This window comes from Neorhizobium sp. PAMB6630 (genome assembly GCF_058242775.1).
Genome location: NZ_CM177836.1, coordinates 323,368 through 341,926 on the forward strand (window position 1 = coordinate 323,368; position 18,559 = coordinate 341,926).

Sequence of the window (18,559 nt, forward strand, 5' to 3'; positions counted from 1 at the left end):
AATGAACAGTTACAGATACGTTTGCCGCAGTGCGGCGGACCAGCACAATCTAGGGATGGCCCCATGAAATTCAAAGCAGCACTGCTTCACGTGATTGTCATCGCCGGCCTTGCCTTTGCCGGCTCAGTGCAGGCAAAAACCCTCCAACTCGTCGGCTTCGGCGATAGCCTAATGGCCGGCTACCAGTTGCCGCCGTCGGAAAGCTACACGGCGCAACTGGAAAAGGCGCTGAAGGCGAAAGGCCATGACGTCGCAATTGCCAATGCCGGGGTTTCCGGCGACACGACGGCGGCCGGCCTGTCGCGCGTCGACTGGTCCGTGCCTGATGGCACCGCTGGCGTCATCCTCGAACTGGGTGCCAATGATGCACTGCGCGGCATTGCGCCGGCCGAGACCGAAAAGAATCTTGATGCGATCATCACCCGCCTGAAGGCGCGCAACATTCCCGTGCTGCTGGCCGGCATGATTGCCCCGCCGAACATGGGCGGCGCTTACGGCGATCGCTATAACGGCATCTATACAAGGTTGTCGCAAAAGCACGGAATTCCGCTTTATCCGTTCTTCCTCGACGGTGTTGTGATGCAGCAGGGTCTGCAACTGGAAGACGGTATGCATCCGAATGCCAAGGGTGTTCAGGTGATGGTGGAGCGCTCGTTGCCGGCAGTGGAAAGTTTCCTCTCCGCAATCAAGCCTGTGAATTGATTGCTGCATAGCGAAAAACAATGCTTGCGCCGAGCGGGTTTGCATGTTCCGCTACCGGTATTCGCTATGAGATTCGAGGAGGTTCGCTATGCCGAGACTTTTCACCGCCCTCGAAATCCCGCGTAATGCTGCCATGAGCCTGTCTTTGCTGCGTGGTGGTCTGCCTGGTGCGCGCTGGATCGATGTCGAGAATTACCACATCACGTTGCGCTTTATCGGCGACGTCGACGGGCGAACCGCCGACGAGATCGTCAACCGTCTCGATCGGATCGATCGGGAAGAATTCCAGATCAGCCTCAGCGGCATCGGCGCCTTCGGGTCAAAGAAGCCGCATTCGGTCTGGGCCGGCGTGTCTGCCTCGCCGGAACTGAATGCGCTGCAGGGCGAAATAGAGCGCATCTGCCAGCGCATCGGCCTGCCACCGGATCCTCGCAAGTTCACACCGCATGTCACGCTTGCCCGTCTGCGGTCTGCGCGGGTGGAGGATGTGGTGCATTACCTTTCCGGACGCGGAAATTTTCACACGCTTCCCTTTATGGTCGGGCGCTTCGTGCTGATGTCCTCGAAGGAATCGGTCGGCGGTGGCCCCTATCTGACTGAAGAGATCTTTCCGCTGCAGGAAAGCCGCTCCTCCTATGCCGCGCATGATTATCAGTCGGAAAAGACGCTCTACTGAGGGTTTGCGATGCGCGACGAAAAGCTGGATCCGGCCGCCATTGCCGCGGGCCTCTCGACATTGGAGGGATGGGTGCTTGCGCCCGGCGGAGACGCCATTCTTCGGGATTTCACCTTCCGCAATTTCCGCGAGGCGTTCGGTTTCATGACAGAATGCGCGTTGTGTGCGGAAAAGCTCGATCATCATCCGGAATGGAAAAATGTCTATGCAACCGTATCGGTGCGGCTGACGACCCATGACTGCGGCGGGCTGAGCGAGCGCGATTTCAAGCTGGCACGCATGTTTGACAAGGCCGCTGCGCACCGCAATTGAGGCCACCGTGATTGAACTCGACTGGCTGCAGGCCCATATGGTCTGTGTTCGCAACCGAGAGGGAGGCCGCCATGGACGACGTCAAGATCGGAGAAATCCTTGCGCCGGGCGATGAAGAAACCCAGGCAAAGCAGGAAAAGCGTATCCGTGCGAAATTCTGGCCGACGCTGAAGCGTGCCGTCCGTTATGTGCCGTTCAGCCGAGATCTGGTGGCGGCCTATTATTGCGCGATGGACCCGAAGACGCCGCTTCGGGTGCGCGGCGTTCTGCTGGCGGCGCTTGGCTATTTTGTTCTGCCGATCGATCTGGTGCCCGACATGTTCCTGATGGTCGGCTTTACCGACGATGTGGCGGTTCTGGCAGCCGCTTTTCGGATGGTTCAGGCCTATATCAACGACAGCCATTACGAGGCGGCCGACCGCGCGCTTTCCCATGAGGATCTCGGCAGCACCGGAGCAGAACCTGCCGCCGGCTGAAGGCCAGGCGGTTCTTGTTTGGAGCCGGCCCCACTCTTGCCCGAATTCTCGGTTCATTGACTTTTCAGACTGAAGAACCGCAGGCCGATATCCTGCCGCCTTGACAGGGGCAGCCTGCGTTTCCCCGTCAGCAAGCCACTTCAGACACCCTATCCCTTCCCTGTTGACGATTTGGTAACCGAAATTAAGTCAAAGTCGAACGGATCTCGACCATATCAGGCCTTTCGCCGCCCGGTCGGCCGTTGAATGAGAAAACTGGCAGGACACAATGTTTGTAAGACAGATCGCCATCGCGTCGACCCTTCTGCTCGCCAGCGCAGCGTTTGCGTCCGCGCAGGCACCCGCTCCGACCCGTATCGAGCAGTTCAAGAACTGGGGCGCCTATTCCTACAAGTCCGGCAACAGCACCGTTTGCTACGTGCTTTCAGTGCCCACCACGAAGGAGCCCGCCAGCGTCGATCACGGCGATGTCTTCTTCATCATCTCCCAGCGCCCCGGCCAGAACATTTCCTACGAGCCGCAGGCGATGATGGGTTATACGCTGAAGGCGGACTCGAAGGTCAACGTGACCATCGACAAGAAGAATTTCGTCATGTTCGTCAAGGACAAGGCCGCCTGGGTGGAAAATGCCGCCGAAGAGCCGGCGCTTGTGGCGGCCATGAAGACCGGCTCCAGCATGACGGTGAAAGCCACATCGCTGCGCGGCACCGCCACCAACTATTCCTATTCGCTGGCCGGCATTTCGCAGGCGCTGAAGAAGATCGAAACCTGCAAGTAAGCCTTTTCCGGCTGCGCAAGGTGAACGAAGGCTGGCCGCAGGGCCGGCCTTTTTGCGTCAGGTGGTGACGCGCGCCGCTTTTGATGATACATGGCCGCCAAGATGTAGCCGATGCCTTGCGCAGAGTGGGCCGCATACGCATTTCACACGAAGAGATCATGGATCTGCCCCCGGTGCCGACGCGCCGCGATGCGCAGCCGTTCGAATGGGATCATGAGCATGTCTGTTTCCGAAGCCATCGTCATGGCAGACAGCGTAAAGCAGCCTTTGGTGGCGCGTCCGGAGCTGATGTCTGAAAAGCCGTCGCTGATCGGCCTCACGCGCGAGGAGATGGCCAAGGCGCTGATGGAAAAGGGCGTCACCGCAAAGCAGGTGCGCATGCGCGTCAGCCAGCTGTGGCACTGGCTTTATATTCGCGGTGTCTCCGATTTCGATGCCATGACTAATGTGGCCAAAGACATGCGAGAGATGCTGAAGAAGCATTTCACCATCGCTCGGCCCGAGATCGTCGAAGAACAGGTGTCCAACGATGGCACCCGCAAGTGGCTGTTGCGTTTTCCGCCGCGCGGCGCTGGCCGCCCCGTCGAGATCGAAACCGTCTATATTCCGGAAGAAGGTCGCGGCACGCTGTGCATCTCGAGCCAGGTCGGCTGTTCGCTTACCTGTTCCTTCTGCCACACCGGCACGCAGCGGCTGGTGCGCAACCTGACGGCGGAAGAAATTCTGGCGCAGCTTCTTCTGGCGCGGGATCGGCTGGGCGATTTCCCCGGTGCCGACACGCCGCCCGGCGCCTTCGTGCCGACGGGGGATCGCAAGGTCACCAATGTCGTGATGATGGGCATGGGCGAGCCGCTTTATAATTTCGAAAGCGTCAAGACGGCCCTTCTGATCGCCACCGACGGCGATGGCCTGTCCTTGTCCAGGCGTCGCGTTACGCTTTCCACCTCCGGCGTCGTGCCGGAAATCTTCCGCACCGGTGATGAGATCGGCGTGATGCTGGCGATTTCGCTGCATGCGGTGCGCGACGAGTTGCGCGACATGCTGGTGCCGATCAACAAGAAATATCCGCTGAAGGACCTGATCGAGGCTTGCCGGAATTATCCGGGGCTTTCCAATGCACGCCGCATCACCTTCGAATATGTGATGCTGAAGGATGTGAACGACAGCCTGGAAGACGCCAAGGAACTGATCAAGCTGTTGAAGGGCGTGCCGGCGAAGATCAACCTCATACCCTTCAACCCGTGGCCGGGCACCAACTACCAGTGTTCCGATTGGGCGACGATCGAGAAATTCGCCGATTTCATCAATCAGGCCGGTTATGCCTCGCCGATCCGCACACCGCGCGGACGCGATATTCTGGCCGCCTGCGGCCAGCTGAAATCGGAATCGGAGCGCATGCGCAAGACCGAACGTCTGGCCTTCGAGGCGATGATGATCGCCGGCCATGGCGAGGACGACGATTGACGGCTTATGACGGCGAGGCGGGCATGACGGCCCGCCGCCGTCACTTTGCCTGCGTCATCAGGATCTTGACGGCAAAGATCGAAAAAATGCCGGCAAAGCTGTAGTCGATGCCGCGCAGCACCTTTCTGTTGTTCTGCAGCCAGCCTGACAGAAAGGCTGCGCCGTAGATGATGCCGATGCCAATCGGCAGCGACAGAATGATCGACCATAACCCCAGAAACATCAGCTTGCCCGTGACATGCGGATCGTCTGCCGTGACGAACTGCGGCAGGAAGGTCATGAAGAAGATGATGACCTTCGGGTTGAGAAGGTTCACCCAGAGCCCGTTGACGAAGGCGCCGGTGCGCGACGCCTGTGCGGCGCCATCGGCCTTCACCACGAAATTGGAGCCATGGCGGATCGCCTGCACGGCAAGCCACAGGAGATAGGCCGCGCCGCCCGTCTTCAGCATGGTGAAGGCGGTGGGGGAGGCAATGATCAGTGCGGAAATGCCAAAGGCCACCAGGATCGTGTGGATGGCGATGCCGAAACTGGTGCCGGCAAGCACCATCAGGGCGGTTGCGCGCCCGTCGCGCAGCGAGCGGCTGATCCACAGCGTCATGTCAGGACCGGGCGTCAGCGCCAGCGCAAGGATCGCCACGCTGAAGGCGAGGATGATGGCAAGGCTTGGGATGAAGTCCATGACGGGCACCGAGGATGGAGAAAGCCGGACGAGGCAGATCACTCCTCCTTATCCGGCTTCGCAGTGCTTGCCAATCAGTGGCCCTGTTCGAGATGCGCCTTGAAGGCGTCCGCATAATCCTTGTGCCAGCGTGAGAGTGGCGGGCGGTTTTCGATGATGTCACCGGCGGCCCAGGCGATGCGCTTTTCGTCAAGCGCCCGGTCCACGTCATTGTCGGGGCAGAGGATGTAGAAATCGCCTCGGCCAAGGCTTTCCAGCAAGAAATCCACCGTCTGTTCCGGCGTCCAGGCAGCGGCCGGTTTTTCGGTGCGACCATTGGCGGTGAGCCCGGTATAGACGAAACCGGGGATCAGCAGGTGCGCTGTCACATTGGCGCCTTCGGTGTTGCGCAGATCATGTTGCAGCGCCTCGGTGAAAGCCTTCACGCCGGCCTTTGCGACATTATAGGCGGGATCGCCGGGCGGCGTGGTGATGCCCTGCTTGGAGCCGGTGTTGATGATGAGAGCCGGATCACGATGGGCGACCATGCCGGGGCCAAAGGTGCGCGTGCCGTTGATCACGCCCATCAGGTTGACGGCAATAACGCTCTCCCAGTTCACCTGCGGGCCAAACAGCGCGCTGCCCGGCTGGATGCCGGCATTGTTCATCAGCACATGGACGCGCCCGAACCGCTGGATGACCGCGCGCTCCAGTGCTTCCAGTTCATCGAGGCGGGAGACATCTGCGCCAATTGCCACCACATCAGCCTCGCCGTTTTCGGAAAGGGCTGTCACATCCATGGCTGCCTGCGCCAGCCGGTCGCCTTCGAGATCGACAAGAACCACGCAGAGCCCTTGGCGGACAAAAGCTTTTGCCGATGCAAGGCCGATGCCGGAGGCTGCGCCGGTAACGACGGCCACATGGCCCTTTGCCAGTGCCGGGTGCTGAAGGATCATGGCCGAACTCCTCGATGCGTTTCTTCTAACGTCGTGCGGGATATGGTATCTTGGCCCTATGTCGTCAACACGACGCGGCAAGATGAGGACGAGGCATGGGCAGGGTTGCAACGATCACCGTCGATGAGGAACTGGCGCAGTTCATCGACCACAAGGTCAGCGCCGGCGATTATGCCTCAGAGTCCGATGTGGTTGCCGCAGCGCTTGAACTGCTGCGCGAGCAGGAGGAGGAAGGGCTTGCCGCCATCCGCGCCGCAATAGACGAGGGTGAGGCGTCGGGAGAGCCGCAGCCTTTTGATCCGGAACGGTTTCTCGAGCGAATGCACCGCAAATATGGCGCCTGACGCGCGCACCTATCGTCTCTCCCCCAAGGCCGAGAGAGACTTGGAAGACATCTGGCGTTTCTCTTTTCAAAAATGGTCCCGAGCGCAAGCCGATGCCTACTACGGAAATCTGATCGAGGCTTTCGAGAGCCTGGCAAAAGGCAATCGCAAAGGTCGGCCTATCAACGGCATAAAGCTTGGGTATCTGAGCCTTGCCTGCGGTTCCCATTTCATCATTCATGTTGAGCGCGGGCGCAGGATCGAAATCATCCGCATCCTCCACCGCCGCATGAATATCGGCCGCCATCTCTAACGTTTTGGCGCTTGTCCCGCCCTTGCGTCGCGCGGCAAACTCGCTAAAAGTGCCGCCATTCAAGATCTCAGGCGGGTTTTCGGCCCGCACTCCCAGACGGAACTCATTGCCATGGCTCTCCCCAAAGACGTGAAGAAAGTCGTTCTCGCCTATTCCGGCGGTCTCGACACCTCGATCATCCTGAAATGGCTTCAGACCGAACTCGGCGCCGAAGTCGTCACCTTCACCGCCGATCTCGGCCAGGGCGAAGAGCTGGAGCCGGCGCGCAAGAAGGCCGAGATGCTCGGCATCAAGGAAATCTTCATCGAGGACGTGCGCGAGGAATTTGTGCGCGATTTCGTCTTCCCGATGTTCCGGGCGAACGCCGTCTATGAAGGTGTCTACCTGCTCGGCACGTCGATTGCCCGTCCGCTGATCTCCAAGCACCTGATCGATATCGCCAAGAAGACCGGCGCCGATGCGATTGCCCATGGCGCGACCGGCAAGGGCAATGACCAGGTTCGTTTCGAACTGTCGGCCTATGCGCTGAACCCGGATATCAAGATCATCGCGCCGTGGCGCGACTGGGCCTTCAAGAGCCGCACCGACCTTCTGGCCTTTGCCGAAGAAAACCAGATCCCCGTCGCCAAGGACAAGAAGGGCGAGGCGCCGTTCTCCGTGGACGCCAACCTTCTGCATTCCTCGTCCGAGGGCAAGGTTTTGGAAGATCCATCCGTCGAGGCGCCGGAATATGTGCATATGCGCACGATTTCCCCGGAAGCCGCCCCCGACAAGGCGACCATCATCAAGGTCGGTTTTGAAAAGGGCGATGCCGTCTCGATCAACGGCGTGCGCATGAGCCCGGCAACGCTGCTGGCCGAGCTGAACACCTATGGCCGCGACAATGGCATCGGCCGTCTCGATCTCGTCGAAAACCGTTTTGTCGGCATGAAGTCGCGCGGCGTCTATGAGACCCCCGGCGGCACCATCCTGCTCACCGCCCACCGCGCCATCGAATCGATCACGCTCGACCGGGGTGCAGCCCACCTGAAGGATGAGCTGATGCCGCGTTACGCGGAGCTTATCTATTACGGCTTCTGGTTCTCGCCAGAGCGCGAAATGCTGCAGGCGATGATCGACAAGAGCCAGGAGCATGTTGAAGGCGAAGTGACGCTGAAGCTCTACAAGGGCAATGTCATGGTCATCGGCCGTGAATCGGCAAAGTCGCTCTATTCCGACCAGCTGGTCACCTTCGAAGACGATCAGGGCGCTTATGACCAGAAGGATGCGGCCGGCTTCATCAAGCTGAACGCGTTGCGCCTGCGCACGCTCGCCAAGCGCAATCTCGGAAAGTAATCCTATCTTCTGAAGACTTAAGACCCGTCTGCTTCGGCAGGCGGGTTTTTTCGTGGGTGCTTCAGGCGCGCCGCGCCAGCCAATGCAGCCAGATGAAGCCTGCGACGGCCGACAGTTCCATGATCGGGATGATCGTGCCGAAGGCCGTCAGCGGATCGCCGATGGCAGCCGCCGCAATGCCGCCGATAAAACCCGCGGTCATCTGGATGAAGCCGGTCATGGCCGAGGCGGAGCCTGCGATATGCGGAAAAGGCGCCATGCTGACGGTGATCACATGCGGTGTCAGGAACGCAAGGCCAAAGGTGCAGATGGCAACCGGCCCCATGATCGACAGGAAGAACGGTGGCACGAAGGCGACCGACAGAGCCATGATAAGTCCGCCGATGCCGCACAGACTGATGCCGGTCAGCGCTGCCCGCGGACCGCCAAGGCGTTTCACGACGAGTTTCAGGGTGAGCGAGCCGAGCAGGTAAAAGCCGGATTGCATCAGCATGCCGACGCCAAACTGTGTCGGCGAAAGACCTACCTTGTTGATCAGCACGAAGGGCAGCATGGTCGCCTGTGCGTAAAGCGCGCCGACGGTGCCGGCGAGAACCACGCAGGCAGCGAGGAACTGCAGGTTGCCGGCCACCTCGCCATAGGCGCTGAGAAGCCGGACCGGCTGCAGCCGGGCAAGATCCGGCTGCACGGTTTCACGCAGGAAGATGAGCGTGCAAAGCCCGGCCAGAATGCCGAAGCCGACCATCAGCAGAAAAACCGCATGCCAGTTAAAGGCGGCAAGCGTCAGCCCGCCAAGCGTCGGCCCCATGGCAGGGCCGACCGCCAAAAATATGCCGATGGTGTTGAGGATGCGGGCCGCCTCCGGCCCGACGAACAGATCGCGCACGATGGCCCGACCGACAACGACACCGACGGAGGCCCCGATGCCCTGGATGAGGCGCGCCGCCAGGATGAATTCCACCGAGGGCGCAAGGACGGCCAGTGTCGAGCCTGCCAGATAGATGGCGAGGAAAATCAGCGTTGCGGCCTTGCGGCCCAGCGCATCCGACAGCGGCCCCGCCACCAGTTGCGCCAGCGCAAAGCCGGCAAAGAACATCGACAGGCTGAGCTTGATGGCCGCTTCCGTCGTGCCAAACGCGCGCACAAGCTCGGGCATGGCTGGCGTGTAGATCGCCATCGAGATCGGCCCGAGCGTCGTCAGCAGCGCGCCGAGAAAGGTGGTGCGCCGCTCGCTCATGCGGTGGGCGGCGGCGGGCTTCGGATGCATTACAGACACTCGGGAGCCTCTGGGGCAGCGGTGGCGTCCGCCTGCAGGTTGGCGTTCATGCGGTCGAGCGTCCGACACAGGAGGTCGGCCTCTTCGGCTGCCATGCCGGCAGTTGCCATGTCGATCACGGCGTCCAGTTCTGTGCGGATGGCGAGGATCAACGGGCCGGAGGCCGGTGTCAGCGTCACGCGCTTGGCGCGCCGGTCACTGGGATCCGGCTGGCGTTCGATCAGGCCAAGGCCCTGCAGCTTGTCGAGAAAGGTGCAGACGGTCATCGGCTCGATGCCCATGCGGGCGGCGATGTCCAGCTGGCGGCAATCTTTCAGGGCGTGGATGTTGAGCAGTGTGCGGGCTTCGGCGGGCGTCACGCCCAGTCCTGCTTCGGCAATGCGGCGTTCGAACGCGCCGCGCAGCAGGCGCGCGCCATCTGTCAAAAGAAAACCTAATCTGTGAATGTCCGTGCCTGAAGCCATGATGCCTTGACCGTTGCTAAGGCACCCTTACTATCTTTCCCGGGCGAGGCAACCGGAAATGGATCAGGCGTCGATGAAATCGAGCACCGATGAGAAGGTCAGCGCCTTGTCTTCGTCGCCGAGGACCTGCGCCAACTCGTGCTGGTGGCGGAAATAATCCTGGAAGTCGAACTCCGTATCGTCGGTCACGCCGGAGAGATCGAGAACGCGGCCGGCGGAATCGGCGGCCTCGATTGGCAATTCCTGGGCAAGAGCGATGTAGACGTCTTGTTCTATGGTGCCGGAAATATATCTCTGCAAGGCAAGTTCACGCAGAAGACGTGGGGAGATGGCCGAGAAGTCTATGTCACGCGAGGCAGCACTGGGCCGTTCGAAAACGCGCTGCGTTTCCGGCCTCGGGATAAACTGCTGTTTGTCTTGTCTGGTATTGAAACCCTGCTCTTGTTGAAGCAAGCTTCCGGACCAGTTGTAGGAAGTGATTTCCACGGACACTATCCACGCTCATCGGATATGGTTGCAGAAAATAACGAATGGTTGCAGGGCGTCAATTATTAATAATCAGCTAATACTTCTTGTAGTTGAGCGATGGGCACCTTCATAGACCCGCCATCTTCCCCTGCTGGAATGGTGCTTTCTGAAAAATGATCGAGGATAATGAGATGACAGTGCATATGACGATCAATCCGGCGCTCGTAATGTGGAACGGGGTTCACAACCTGCCGCTGTTCGAAGCGGTGCGTGACGAGGATTTTGCGGCCGGCTTTGATGCGGCACTTGCACTGCATGATGCTGAAATCAAAGAGATTTCTGAAAACCCGCAAGCGCCTGACTTTGAAAATACCATCGTTGCGCTGGAAATTGCCGGCGATGAACTGTCGCGTATTTCCGCGTTGTTCTGGAACAAGGCCGGCGCCCACACCAATGACGTGATCCAGTCCCTGGAACGTGACATCGCGCCAAAGATGTCGCGTCATTACTCGCGCATCGCGATGAATGTGGCGCTGTTTGCTCGCGTTGATGCCCTGTGGCAGGCGCGCGATACGCTGGGGCTCACGGTTGAGCAGACGCGCGTGCTGGAACGGCACTGGAAGGGTTTTGTGCGCGCTGGCGCAAAACTTTCCACGGATCAGCAGGAGCGACTGGCCAAGATCAACGAGACGCTGGCAAGTCTTGGCGCCCAGTTCGGGCAGAATGTGCTGTCGGATGAAAAGGCCTGGTCGCTGATCCTGACGGCTGACGAAGACCTCGAAGGCCTGCCGGCTTTCCTGCGGGACGCGATGGCTTCTGCCGCGCGCGACCGGGGCGAAGCCGAAGGCGCCTATGCCGTCACCCTGTCACGCTCGATCATCGAACCGTTCCTGACCTTTTCCAGCCGCCGCGACCTGCGCGAGCAGGCGTTCCAGGCCTGGGTAAAGCGCGGTGACAATGGCGGCGCGACCGATAACATTGCCATCGTGCGCGAAACGCTGTCGCTGCGCGCCGAGAAGGCAAAGCTTCTCGGTTATGACAGCTTTGCGGCCTATAAGCTCGATGACACGATGGCAAAGACACCATCGGCCGTGAACGATCTGCTGATGAGAGTGTGGACGAAGGCCCGCGCCAAGGCTTTGGAAGAGGAAACAAGCCTTGCCGGCCTCATTGCCGAAGAAGGCGCCAATCATTCCGTTGCCCCCTGGGACTGGCGTTATTATGCCGAAAAGCTGCGCGAGCGGATGTTCGATTTTTCCGAATCCGAACTGAAGCCTTATCTCCAGCTCGAAAAGATTATCGAGGCCTGCTTTGATGTGGCAAACCGCCTGTTCGGCGTCACAATTACCGAGCTGAAGGGCGTCGCGGCCTATCATCCGGATGTGCGCGTGTTCGAGGTGCGCGATGGCGATGGGACGCTGAAGGCGATGTTCCTCGGCGATTATTTTGCCCGCTCATCCAAGCGTTCCGGCGCCTGGATGAGTTCGTTCCAGAGCCAGCACAAGCTGACGCTGAAGAACGGCGCAAAGGGCGAGCTGCCGATCATCTACAATGTCTGCAATTTCGCAAAACCCGCTGCTGGCAAACCGGCGCTCCTGTCGCTCGACGATGCCCGTACGCTGTTTCACGAATTCGGCCACGGGCTGCATGGCATGCTGTCGGATGTGACCTACCCCTCGGTTGCCGGCACCGGCGTCTCGCGCGATTTCGTCGAACTGCCCTCGCAGCTTTACGAGCATTGGCTGACGGTGCCGGAAATCCTCACGAAATACGCGGTGCATTATCAGACCGGCGAACCCATGCCGAAGGCGCTGCTCGACAAGGTTCTGGCCGCCCGCACCTTCAATGCCGGTTTCAACACGGTGGAATTCACCTCGTCGGCGCTGGTCGACATGGCGTTTCACACCCGCGCTGAACCGGTGGACGATCCGATGGCGGTGCAGGCCGATGTGCTCTCAGGCATCGGCATGCCGTCCTCCATCGTCATGCGCCACGCCACGCCGCATTTCCAGCATGTGTTTTCAGGTGATGGTTATTCGGCCGGTTATTATTCCTACATGTGGTCGGAGGTGCTCGATGCCGATGCCTTTGCCGCCTTCGAGGAAAGCGGCAATGCGTTTGATCCGGTCATGGCGCGCAAGCTGAAGAACAACATCTATTCGGTCGGCGGCTCCATCGATCCGGCGCAAGCCTACACCGCCTTCCGCGGCAAGCTGCCCGATCCGGCGGCCATGCTGAAGAAAAAGGGTCTTGGCATGGTGACGGAGCTTTCCGGCGGGGATGCGTAAGGCTCTCTCCATCTGACTGTGTGCCAGCCATTCCGTTCCGGCATGGCTGGCATCAAAACAACTGTCGTGTCGGCCATGGTTCTGTCGCATAAGCTTCATGCGACTCTCCTACGGGGAGATCTTCTCCCGCGGAGGTTCCCATGGCTGCCATCATCAGCGCTGAAGGCGTCGGCAAGGTCTTTCAACAGCGCGTGTCGCAGCCGGGTATTCTCGGCGCCATCCGCAGTTTCGTGGCGCCGGTGACACGGCCCGTGCATGCGGTCGCCGATATCACCTTTTCCATCGCAGCCGGCGAGGCCGTCGGTTATCTCGGGCCGAACGGTGCCGGCAAATCCACCATGATCAAGATGCTGACGGGCATCCTGACGCCGAGTGTCGGCGAGGTCACCGTGCTCGGGCGAAAGCCGCAGCAGGAGCGCGTTGCCAACGCGCGCGATATCGGCGTTGTCTTCGGCCAGCGCACGCAGCTCTGGTGGGACCTGCCGCTGTCGGACAGCTTTGAGCTGCACCGCAGGCTTTACCGGGTGCCGGATGCACTGTTTTCCAAAAACCGTGCGGCCCTCAGCGACATGATGGAACTTTCCTCCTTCATCGAACGCCCCGTCCGTCACTTAAGCCTTGGCCAACGCATGCGCGCCGAAATCGCCATGGCGCTGATGCATGATCCCAAAATCCTGTTCCTCGACGAACCGACAATCGGGCTCGATGTGGTCGCCAAGGACGTAGTGCGAAAGTTTCTGTCGCGCATCAACCGCGAGCGCGGCACCACGATCATCCTCACCACCCATGACCTGCAGGATATCGAGGAAATCTGCCCGCGACTGATCATGGTGGATGAGGGCAGGCTACTGTTTGATGGCACGCTTCCGGCCTTGCGAAAATCCTTCGGCGCAAGGCGACGGTTGACGCTGGAATTTTCGAGCGACCCGGGAGAGGTGCGGCTTGTCGGCGCGAGGCCCTCCGGCGGCGAAGGGTTGCTGCGCGAATTTTTGCTCGAAGACGATGGCCGCTCGCTGGTGCAACTGCTCGCAGCGCTTGAGGCATCCAGCGATGTGCGCGATGTGCGCCTGCATGAGCCGAGCATCGAGGAAGTCATACGCACGCATTATCAGGCAAAGACTTCGGCGCCGGCGACTGGTCGACCAGCGGTGCCGGCATGAGCGCTTTCCTTGCCCTGGTTTCCGCGTCCTTTCGCCGGGAAGCCCATCACCGGTCGCAAATGATGATGCGCATCGTCGGCACGCTCATCGAGATCCTCGCCCGCATTTCCATCTGGCATGCGGTCTATGCCGGACGCGGCACGGTGGACGGTATCTCCATCGGCCAGATGATTGCCTATGCGCTGATCGGCGGCACGCTGTTGTCGAGCTGGGATGCCACGATGATCGTGCGCGATATCGGCACCACGATCCGGACCGGTGCCATCGGATCGTCGCTGCTGCGCCCGGCCAGCTACCCGATGATGCTGATGGCCGAGCAGCTGGGCACGCGCCTGTTTGACTGGCTGTTCATATCCGTGCCGGTGATTGTCATCATGGGGCTGATCTATGGTCTGCAGCCGCCGGCAAGCCTGCCGCATGCTCTGCTGTTCATCGGTTATCTTGCGGTTTCAGTCGTCATCGTCATGTTGACGGCCATGCTTGTCGGGCTTTTTTCCTTCTGGGTGTTCGATGCCCATTCGTTGGAATGGTTCATGCGCGGTATTCTGGCGGTGCTCTCGGGCGGGCTGGTGCCGATCTGGTTTTTCCCCGGCGGCCTTGCGGACGTAGCCCGGGCACTGCCGTTTTCCTGGATCACCTATCATCCGATGGCGGTCTATCTCGGGCAGCACGATCTTTTCTGGTCGGTACAGCATCTGCTGATCGGGCTTGGCTGGGTGGCCGCGCTGGCGTTGGCCGTCACGGTCGTCTGGTCGCGGGCCTGCCGGCAGGTTGTGGTACAGGGAGGCTGAACCATGCGCGAGACCCTGTCCCTTCTGTTCTATCTCGTTCGTCTCAGGGTGCGCACGCGCCTGGAATTTCGTGCGAGCCTTGTTATTGCCTGGACGGCGCAAGGTTTTGGTTATGCCGGCGTCTTCACCTCCATCTGGATCATTCTCACCCGGTTTGAGAATATCGGCGGCTGGAACTGGCCGCAGATGGCGCTGTTCCTCGGCTTTCACACGCTGGGTTATGCGCTGGGCGCCTGCTTTACCCTGGTGCAGCTGCGCGGCATGGAGGAGATCGTGCGCGGCGGCGAGTTCGACATGCTGCTGGTGCGTCCGATCAACCCCTGGGCCTATCTTGTCTTTTCCGGCTTCAACATCGAATATGGCGGGCATATCCTGCTCGGTCTCGGCCTCATCGTCTGGGCCTTGCCGCAGGTGGGCATCGTCTGGAGCCTGCCGTCCGCGCTGATGCTGTTTGGCGGGCTGGTGAGTTCCGCCCTCATCACGGCATCCTGCATCACCGTGGTCAGCGCCTGTGCGCTGGTTCTTGCCCGGGCGCGTTATCTGTTTGGGCTCTATTTCGATTTCTGGGAACTGTCGCGGTATCCGGCGAGCATCTTTGCGCCGGTGTTCCAGCTGGCCCTGCTCACCGTCATTCCGCTCGGCTACATGGCCTATGTGCCGGTGTCGGTGCTGCTCGGGCGGCCGGTTCCGTATCTGGGAGCACTCGCCCCCTTCGCCTCGCTTGGCGCCGGCCCGCTTGCGGTTCTCGCAGCCGCCGCGTTCTGGCGCTTCTGCCTCAGGCGTTACCAGGGCGGTGGCGGTTGAACCGTTGCGTCTTCTGCATCATGTCCGTGGGCAGTTGCTGCTTTATTCTCTTAGGCTGTTTCGGTAGCGTATGCGTGTTCGATTCGCGAAAAGGCTGCAGCGCATGAAGAGACTGAACATTGGGGCTGGTTCCAAGCGGCGTGACGGTTTTCTCAGCGTCGATGTTCGCGGCGTACCCGAGGTCGATATCGTCTCTACCGCGTGGGATCTGGAGGAGGTCGAAGCATCTTCGATTGCCGAGATCTACACCCGCCACATGCTCGAGCATCTCGATCCCAATGATGGGCGCAGGTCGATCCGGCGCTGGTTTGAAATCCTGGCGCCCGGCGGGCGTGTCAACATCGTCGTGCCGGATCTGGAATTTCATGCACGCCAGCTGCTTGGCGCTGCCAAAAGCCATTTCGATGATCAGATGGCCCATGCCTATGCCGGCTTTTTCGGCTGGCGTGACGAGGGGCGCGGCGGCAACCGCGAGGATGCTCACCGCTGGGGCTATACCGAACATACGCTGGCAGCGCTTCTTTCGGAATACGGTTTCACCAGCGTTGCGCGACAGCTTTCCGGTCCTGACAGCGAGCCCTGGCACCTGAACATGGTGGCGCTTAAGCCGGGGCAAATGCCCGAATTGATGCCTGAAGTGGCACATCCATTGGTCTGATGCGCGTGTCTTGACGCCGTCCCCCTTTCGCATCTGCGAAAAACAGGGTATGGGGGCGCCAACGAAAATTGGCGCGGTCTGTTGGATCATGTGCGCCACAGCCCAGAGAACCCAATATGAAGATTCGCAATATCGCGATCATCGCGCACGTTGACCATGGGAAAACGACCCTTGTTGACGAACTCCTGAAGCAGTCCGGCTCGTTCCGTGAAAACCAGCGCGTTGCAGAACGCGTGATGGACAGTAACGACCTCGAAAAGGAACGCGGCATCACCATTCTTGCCAAGGCAACTTCGGTGGAATGGAAGGGCGTTCGCGTCAACATCGTCGACACCCCCGGCCACGCCGACTTCGGTGGCGAAGTCGAGCGTATTCTCTCGATGGTGGATGGCGCCATCGTTCTCGTGGATAGCTCTGAAGGCCCGATGCCGCAGACCAAGTTCGTGGTCGGCAAGGCACTGAAGGTTGGTCTTCGCCCGATCGTGGCGATCAACAAGATCGACCGTCCCGATGGCCGTCATGAAGAAGTCATCAACGAAGTGTTCGACCTCTTCGCAAGCCTTGACGCCACCGACGAACAGCTCGATTTCCCGATCCTCTACGGTTCGGGTCGCGATGGCTGGATGAACGTTGCGCCTGAAGGCCCGAAGGATCAGGGCCTTGCCCCGCTTCTCGATCTCGTTCTGCAGCATGTTCCGGAGCCGAGCGTTGGCGACGAAGACGGCGCCTTCCGCATGATCGGTACGCTGCTGGAAGCCAACCCCTTCCTCGGCCGCGTCATCACCGGCCGTATCCATTCCGGTTCGATCAAGCCGAACCAGCCCGTCAAGGTTCTGGGCCAGGATGGCAAGCTGATCGAAAACGGCCGTATCTCCAAGATCCTCGCTTTCCGCGGCATCGAGCGTACCGCCATCGATGAAGCCCATGCGGGTGACATCGTGGCGATTGCCGGTCTCTCCAAGGGCACCGTTGCCGATACGTTCTGCGATCCGTCCGTGACCGAAGCGCTGGAAGCCCAGCCGATCGATCCGCCGACGGTGACCATGTCCTTCCTCGTCAATGACTCACCGCTTGCCGGCACCGAAGGCGACAAGGTCACGAGCCGCGTCATCCGCGACCGCCTGTTCAAGGAAGCCGAAGGCAACGTTGCGCTGAAGATCGAAGAAGCCGAAGGCAAGGATTCGTTCTTCGTCTCCGGTCGTGGCGAATTGCAGCTGGCCGTTCTCATCGAGACCATGCGTCGCGAAGGGTTTGAGCTTGCCGTTTCGCGTCCGCGCGTCGTCATGCACAAGGACGAAAACGGCACCCTGATGGAGCCGATCGAAGAAGTCGTCATCGACGTCGATGAAGAACATTCCGGCGTCGTCGTGCAGAAGATGTCCGAGCGCAAGGCTGAAATGACCGAATTGCGCCCCTCCGGCGGCAACCGCGTTCGTCTGGTGTTCTTCGCACCGACCCGCGGCCTGATCGGTTACCAGTCGGAACTTCTGACGGACACGCGCGGCACGGCGATCATGAACCGCCTGTTCCACGATTATCAGCCCTTCAAGGGCGAAATCGGCGGCCGTTCCAATGGCGTGCTTCTGTCCAACCAGTCCGGTGAAGCCGTGGCCTATGCCATGTTCAACCTGGAAGATCGCGGCCCGATGATCATCGAGCCGGGCGAAAAGGTCTACATGGGCATGATCGTCGGCATCCACACGCGTGACAACGATCTGGAAGTCAACGTTCTGAAGGGCAAGCAGCTGACGAACATCCGTTCGGCCGGCAAGGACGAAGCCGTTCGCCTGACCCCGCCGATTCGCATGACGCTTGACCGCGCTCTCTCCTGGATCCAGGACGACGAGCTGATGGAAGTCACGCCGAAGTCGATCCGTCTTCGCAAGATGTATCTCGACCCGAACGATCGCAAGCGTTTCGGCAAGGCCCGCGTCGCCTGATTTCAAAGGCCGTTTGATCGTTTCAAAAGCCCCGGCAAAACCGGGGCTTTTTTGTGTGCGTCTGTTGCCCCGCGGGCTTGTTCCGAAGTTTAAAAAAGCGTTAACTTGGGCATGACCGGTCGCCACGCAGACGGTGCGCACCGGGCATACCGCTCGACGAGCGGTTCATCGGCGGCGAGACCAGAGTGTTGTCATGAAGACAGTGTCCATCGACGTGCGGCGTGCCACGGCAGAAGATGCCCGCGAGGTTTCCGAAGTTCATCGTCTCGCCTGGCGTCAGGCCTATGCCGGGCTTATCCCGCACAAGCCGCTGACCGAAATGCTGGAGCGGCGGGGAGAGGCCTGGTGGCGCCGGGCAGCCAAGGGGCCGGCCACGTTGCTGGTGCTGGATGTGGAGGGCACGATCGCCGGTTATGCCACGATGGGGCTCAACCGGGCACGGGCGCTGCCGCAGGAGGGTGAAATCTATGAAATCTACCTGCGTCCGGAATTCCAGGGCATCGGTCTTGGCCGGCGGCTGTTTAACGAAACGCGCCGCCTTTTGAAATCCCTCGGCTGCAGCGGCCTTGTGGTCTGGTGCCTTGAAGACAGCGAACATGCCACGCGTTTTTTCCGCCGTCATGGCGGTTTGGATCTGGCCGAGGGCATGGAGGATTTTGCCGGCGCGCAACTGCGCAAGATCGGCTTTGTCTGGCCCTGATCACGCCGCACCGC

General features: G+C 60.4%; 21 protein-coding genes. 16 read left to right on the forward strand and 5 right to left on the reverse strand.

What is annotated here, in order from left to right:
• Positions 1 to 63 precede the first annotated feature (63 nt).
• The 6 genes from AC4CWF_RS01460 to rlmN all read left to right on the forward strand — a co-directional run bounded on the left by AC4CWF_RS01460 (position 64) and on the right by rlmN (position 4,408).
• The gene (locus AC4CWF_RS01460; RefSeq protein WP_491283367.1) at positions 64 to 702 is read left to right on the forward strand and encodes an arylesterase; all 639 of its coding nucleotides are present in this window, start codon (positions 64 to 66) and stop codon (positions 700 to 702) included.
• Between the two features lie 88 nt (positions 703 to 790).
• On the forward strand, positions 791 to 1,378 hold the full coding sequence (gene thpR / locus AC4CWF_RS01465; protein WP_491283368.1) for an RNA 2',3'-cyclic phosphodiesterase: 588 nt from the start codon (positions 791 to 793) through the stop codon (positions 1,376 to 1,378).
• A 9-nt stretch (positions 1,379 to 1,387) separates the two neighbouring features.
• The gene (locus tag AC4CWF_RS01470; RefSeq protein ID WP_491283369.1) at positions 1,388 to 1,690 is read left to right on the forward strand and encodes a 4a-hydroxytetrahydrobiopterin dehydratase; all 303 of its coding nucleotides are present in this window, start codon (positions 1,388 to 1,390) and stop codon (positions 1,688 to 1,690) included.
• A gap of 71 nt (positions 1,691 to 1,761) precedes the next feature.
• Positions 1,762 to 2,166 carry a YkvA family protein gene (locus AC4CWF_RS01475; protein WP_491283370.1) on the forward strand — a complete coding sequence of 135 codons (405 nt, stop codon included), beginning with the start codon at positions 1,762 to 1,764 and terminating at the stop codon, positions 2,164 to 2,166.
• 268 nt (positions 2,167 to 2,434) lie between these two features.
• Complete coding sequence (locus tag AC4CWF_RS01480; RefSeq protein WP_491283371.1) at positions 2,435 to 2,944, forward strand: invasion associated locus B family protein; 510 nt, start codon at positions 2,435 to 2,437, stop codon at positions 2,942 to 2,944.
• Between the two features lie 219 nt (positions 2,945 to 3,163).
• Entirely contained in the window at positions 3,164 to 4,408 is a 1,245-nt protein-coding gene (rlmN, locus tag AC4CWF_RS01485) for a dual-specificity RNA methyltransferase RlmN (RefSeq protein ID WP_491283372.1), read from the forward strand.
• A gap of 40 nt (positions 4,409 to 4,448) precedes the next feature.
• Here rlmN and AC4CWF_RS01490 read toward each other — a convergent pair whose 3' ends face one another.
• Positions 4,449 to 5,090 (reverse strand): LysE family translocator, encoded by a 642-nt coding sequence (locus AC4CWF_RS01490; RefSeq protein WP_491283373.1) that lies wholly within the window; start codon positions 5,088 to 5,090, stop codon positions 4,449 to 4,451.
• Positions 5,091 to 5,164: 74 nt separating this feature from the next.
• Entirely contained in the window at positions 5,165 to 6,025 is an 861-nt protein-coding gene (locus AC4CWF_RS01495) for an SDR family NAD(P)-dependent oxidoreductase (protein ID WP_491283374.1), read from the reverse strand.
• A 95-nt stretch (positions 6,026 to 6,120) separates the two neighbouring features.
• Here AC4CWF_RS01495 and AC4CWF_RS01500 point away from each other — a divergent pair, with 95 nt between their 5' ends.
• The 3 genes from AC4CWF_RS01500 to AC4CWF_RS01510 all read left to right on the forward strand — a co-directional run bounded on the left by AC4CWF_RS01500 (position 6,121) and on the right by AC4CWF_RS01510 (position 7,996).
• Positions 6,121 to 6,369 carry a type II toxin-antitoxin system ParD family antitoxin gene (locus tag AC4CWF_RS01500; RefSeq protein ID WP_491283375.1) on the forward strand — a complete coding sequence of 83 codons (249 nt, stop codon included), beginning with the start codon at positions 6,121 to 6,123 and terminating at the stop codon, positions 6,367 to 6,369.
• 40 nt (positions 6,370 to 6,409) lie between these two features.
• On the forward strand, positions 6,410 to 6,661 hold the full coding sequence (locus AC4CWF_RS01505) for a type II toxin-antitoxin system RelE/ParE family toxin (protein WP_491283376.1): 252 nt from the start codon (positions 6,410 to 6,412) through the stop codon (positions 6,659 to 6,661).
• A 111-nt stretch (positions 6,662 to 6,772) separates the two neighbouring features.
• Positions 6,773 to 7,996, forward strand: a complete 1,224-nt coding sequence (locus tag AC4CWF_RS01510) for an argininosuccinate synthase (protein WP_491283377.1) — start codon at positions 6,773 to 6,775, stop codon at positions 7,994 to 7,996.
• 61 nt (positions 7,997 to 8,057) lie between these two features.
• On the opposite strand, the gene AC4CWF_RS01515 is transcribed toward AC4CWF_RS01510, so the two are convergent.
• The 3 genes from AC4CWF_RS01515 to AC4CWF_RS01525 form a co-directional block, all read right to left on the reverse strand.
• Positions 8,058 to 9,263, reverse strand: a complete 1,206-nt coding sequence (locus AC4CWF_RS01515; protein WP_491285143.1) for a multidrug effflux MFS transporter — start codon at positions 9,261 to 9,263, stop codon at positions 8,058 to 8,060.
• Positions 9,263 to 9,736 carry a MarR family winged helix-turn-helix transcriptional regulator gene (locus tag AC4CWF_RS01520; RefSeq protein ID WP_491283378.1) on the reverse strand — a complete coding sequence of 158 codons (474 nt, stop codon included), beginning with the start codon at positions 9,734 to 9,736 and terminating at the stop codon, positions 9,263 to 9,265. The genes AC4CWF_RS01515 and AC4CWF_RS01520 overlap by 1 nt, the downstream gene beginning before the upstream one ends.
• Positions 9,737 to 9,799: 63 nt before the next feature.
• Positions 9,800 to 10,228 carry a hypothetical protein gene (locus tag AC4CWF_RS01525; protein ID WP_491283379.1) on the reverse strand — a complete coding sequence of 143 codons (429 nt, stop codon included), beginning with the start codon at positions 10,226 to 10,228 and terminating at the stop codon, positions 9,800 to 9,802.
• A gap of 167 nt (positions 10,229 to 10,395) precedes the next feature.
• On the opposite strand from AC4CWF_RS01525, the gene AC4CWF_RS01530 reads away from it, so the two are divergent.
• From AC4CWF_RS01530 to AC4CWF_RS01560, 7 genes are all read left to right on the forward strand, one after another.
• Positions 10,396 to 12,492 (forward strand): M3 family metallopeptidase, encoded by a 2,097-nt coding sequence (locus tag AC4CWF_RS01530; protein WP_491283380.1) that lies wholly within the window; start codon positions 10,396 to 10,398, stop codon positions 12,490 to 12,492.
• A 140-nt stretch (positions 12,493 to 12,632) separates the two neighbouring features.
• Positions 12,633 to 13,652, forward strand: coding sequence for an ABC transporter ATP-binding protein (locus AC4CWF_RS01535; protein ID WP_491283381.1), 1,020 nt, complete (start codon positions 12,633 to 12,635; stop codon positions 13,650 to 13,652).
• Positions 13,649 to 14,443 (forward strand): ABC transporter permease, encoded by a 795-nt coding sequence (locus tag AC4CWF_RS01540; RefSeq protein WP_491283382.1) that lies wholly within the window; start codon positions 13,649 to 13,651, stop codon positions 14,441 to 14,443. Before AC4CWF_RS01535 ends, AC4CWF_RS01540 begins: the two co-directional genes overlap by 4 nt.
• A 3-nt stretch (positions 14,444 to 14,446) precedes the next feature.
• Positions 14,447 to 15,247, forward strand: a complete 801-nt coding sequence (locus AC4CWF_RS01545; RefSeq protein ID WP_491283383.1) for an ABC transporter permease — start codon at positions 14,447 to 14,449, stop codon at positions 15,245 to 15,247.
• A gap of 103 nt (positions 15,248 to 15,350) precedes the next feature.
• Positions 15,351 to 15,905 carry a class I SAM-dependent methyltransferase gene (locus tag AC4CWF_RS01550; RefSeq protein ID WP_491283384.1) on the forward strand — a complete coding sequence of 185 codons (555 nt, stop codon included), beginning with the start codon at positions 15,351 to 15,353 and terminating at the stop codon, positions 15,903 to 15,905.
• A 116-nt stretch (positions 15,906 to 16,021) separates the two neighbouring features.
• Positions 16,022 to 17,845, forward strand: a complete 1,824-nt coding sequence (gene typA, locus AC4CWF_RS01555; RefSeq protein WP_491283385.1) for a translational GTPase TypA — start codon at positions 16,022 to 16,024, stop codon at positions 17,843 to 17,845.
• 193 nt (positions 17,846 to 18,038) lie between these two features.
• The gene (locus tag AC4CWF_RS01560; RefSeq protein WP_491283386.1) at positions 18,039 to 18,545 is read left to right on the forward strand and encodes a GNAT family N-acetyltransferase; all 507 of its coding nucleotides are present in this window, start codon (positions 18,039 to 18,041) and stop codon (positions 18,543 to 18,545) included.
• Positions 18,546 to 18,559: the final 14 nt, after the last annotated feature.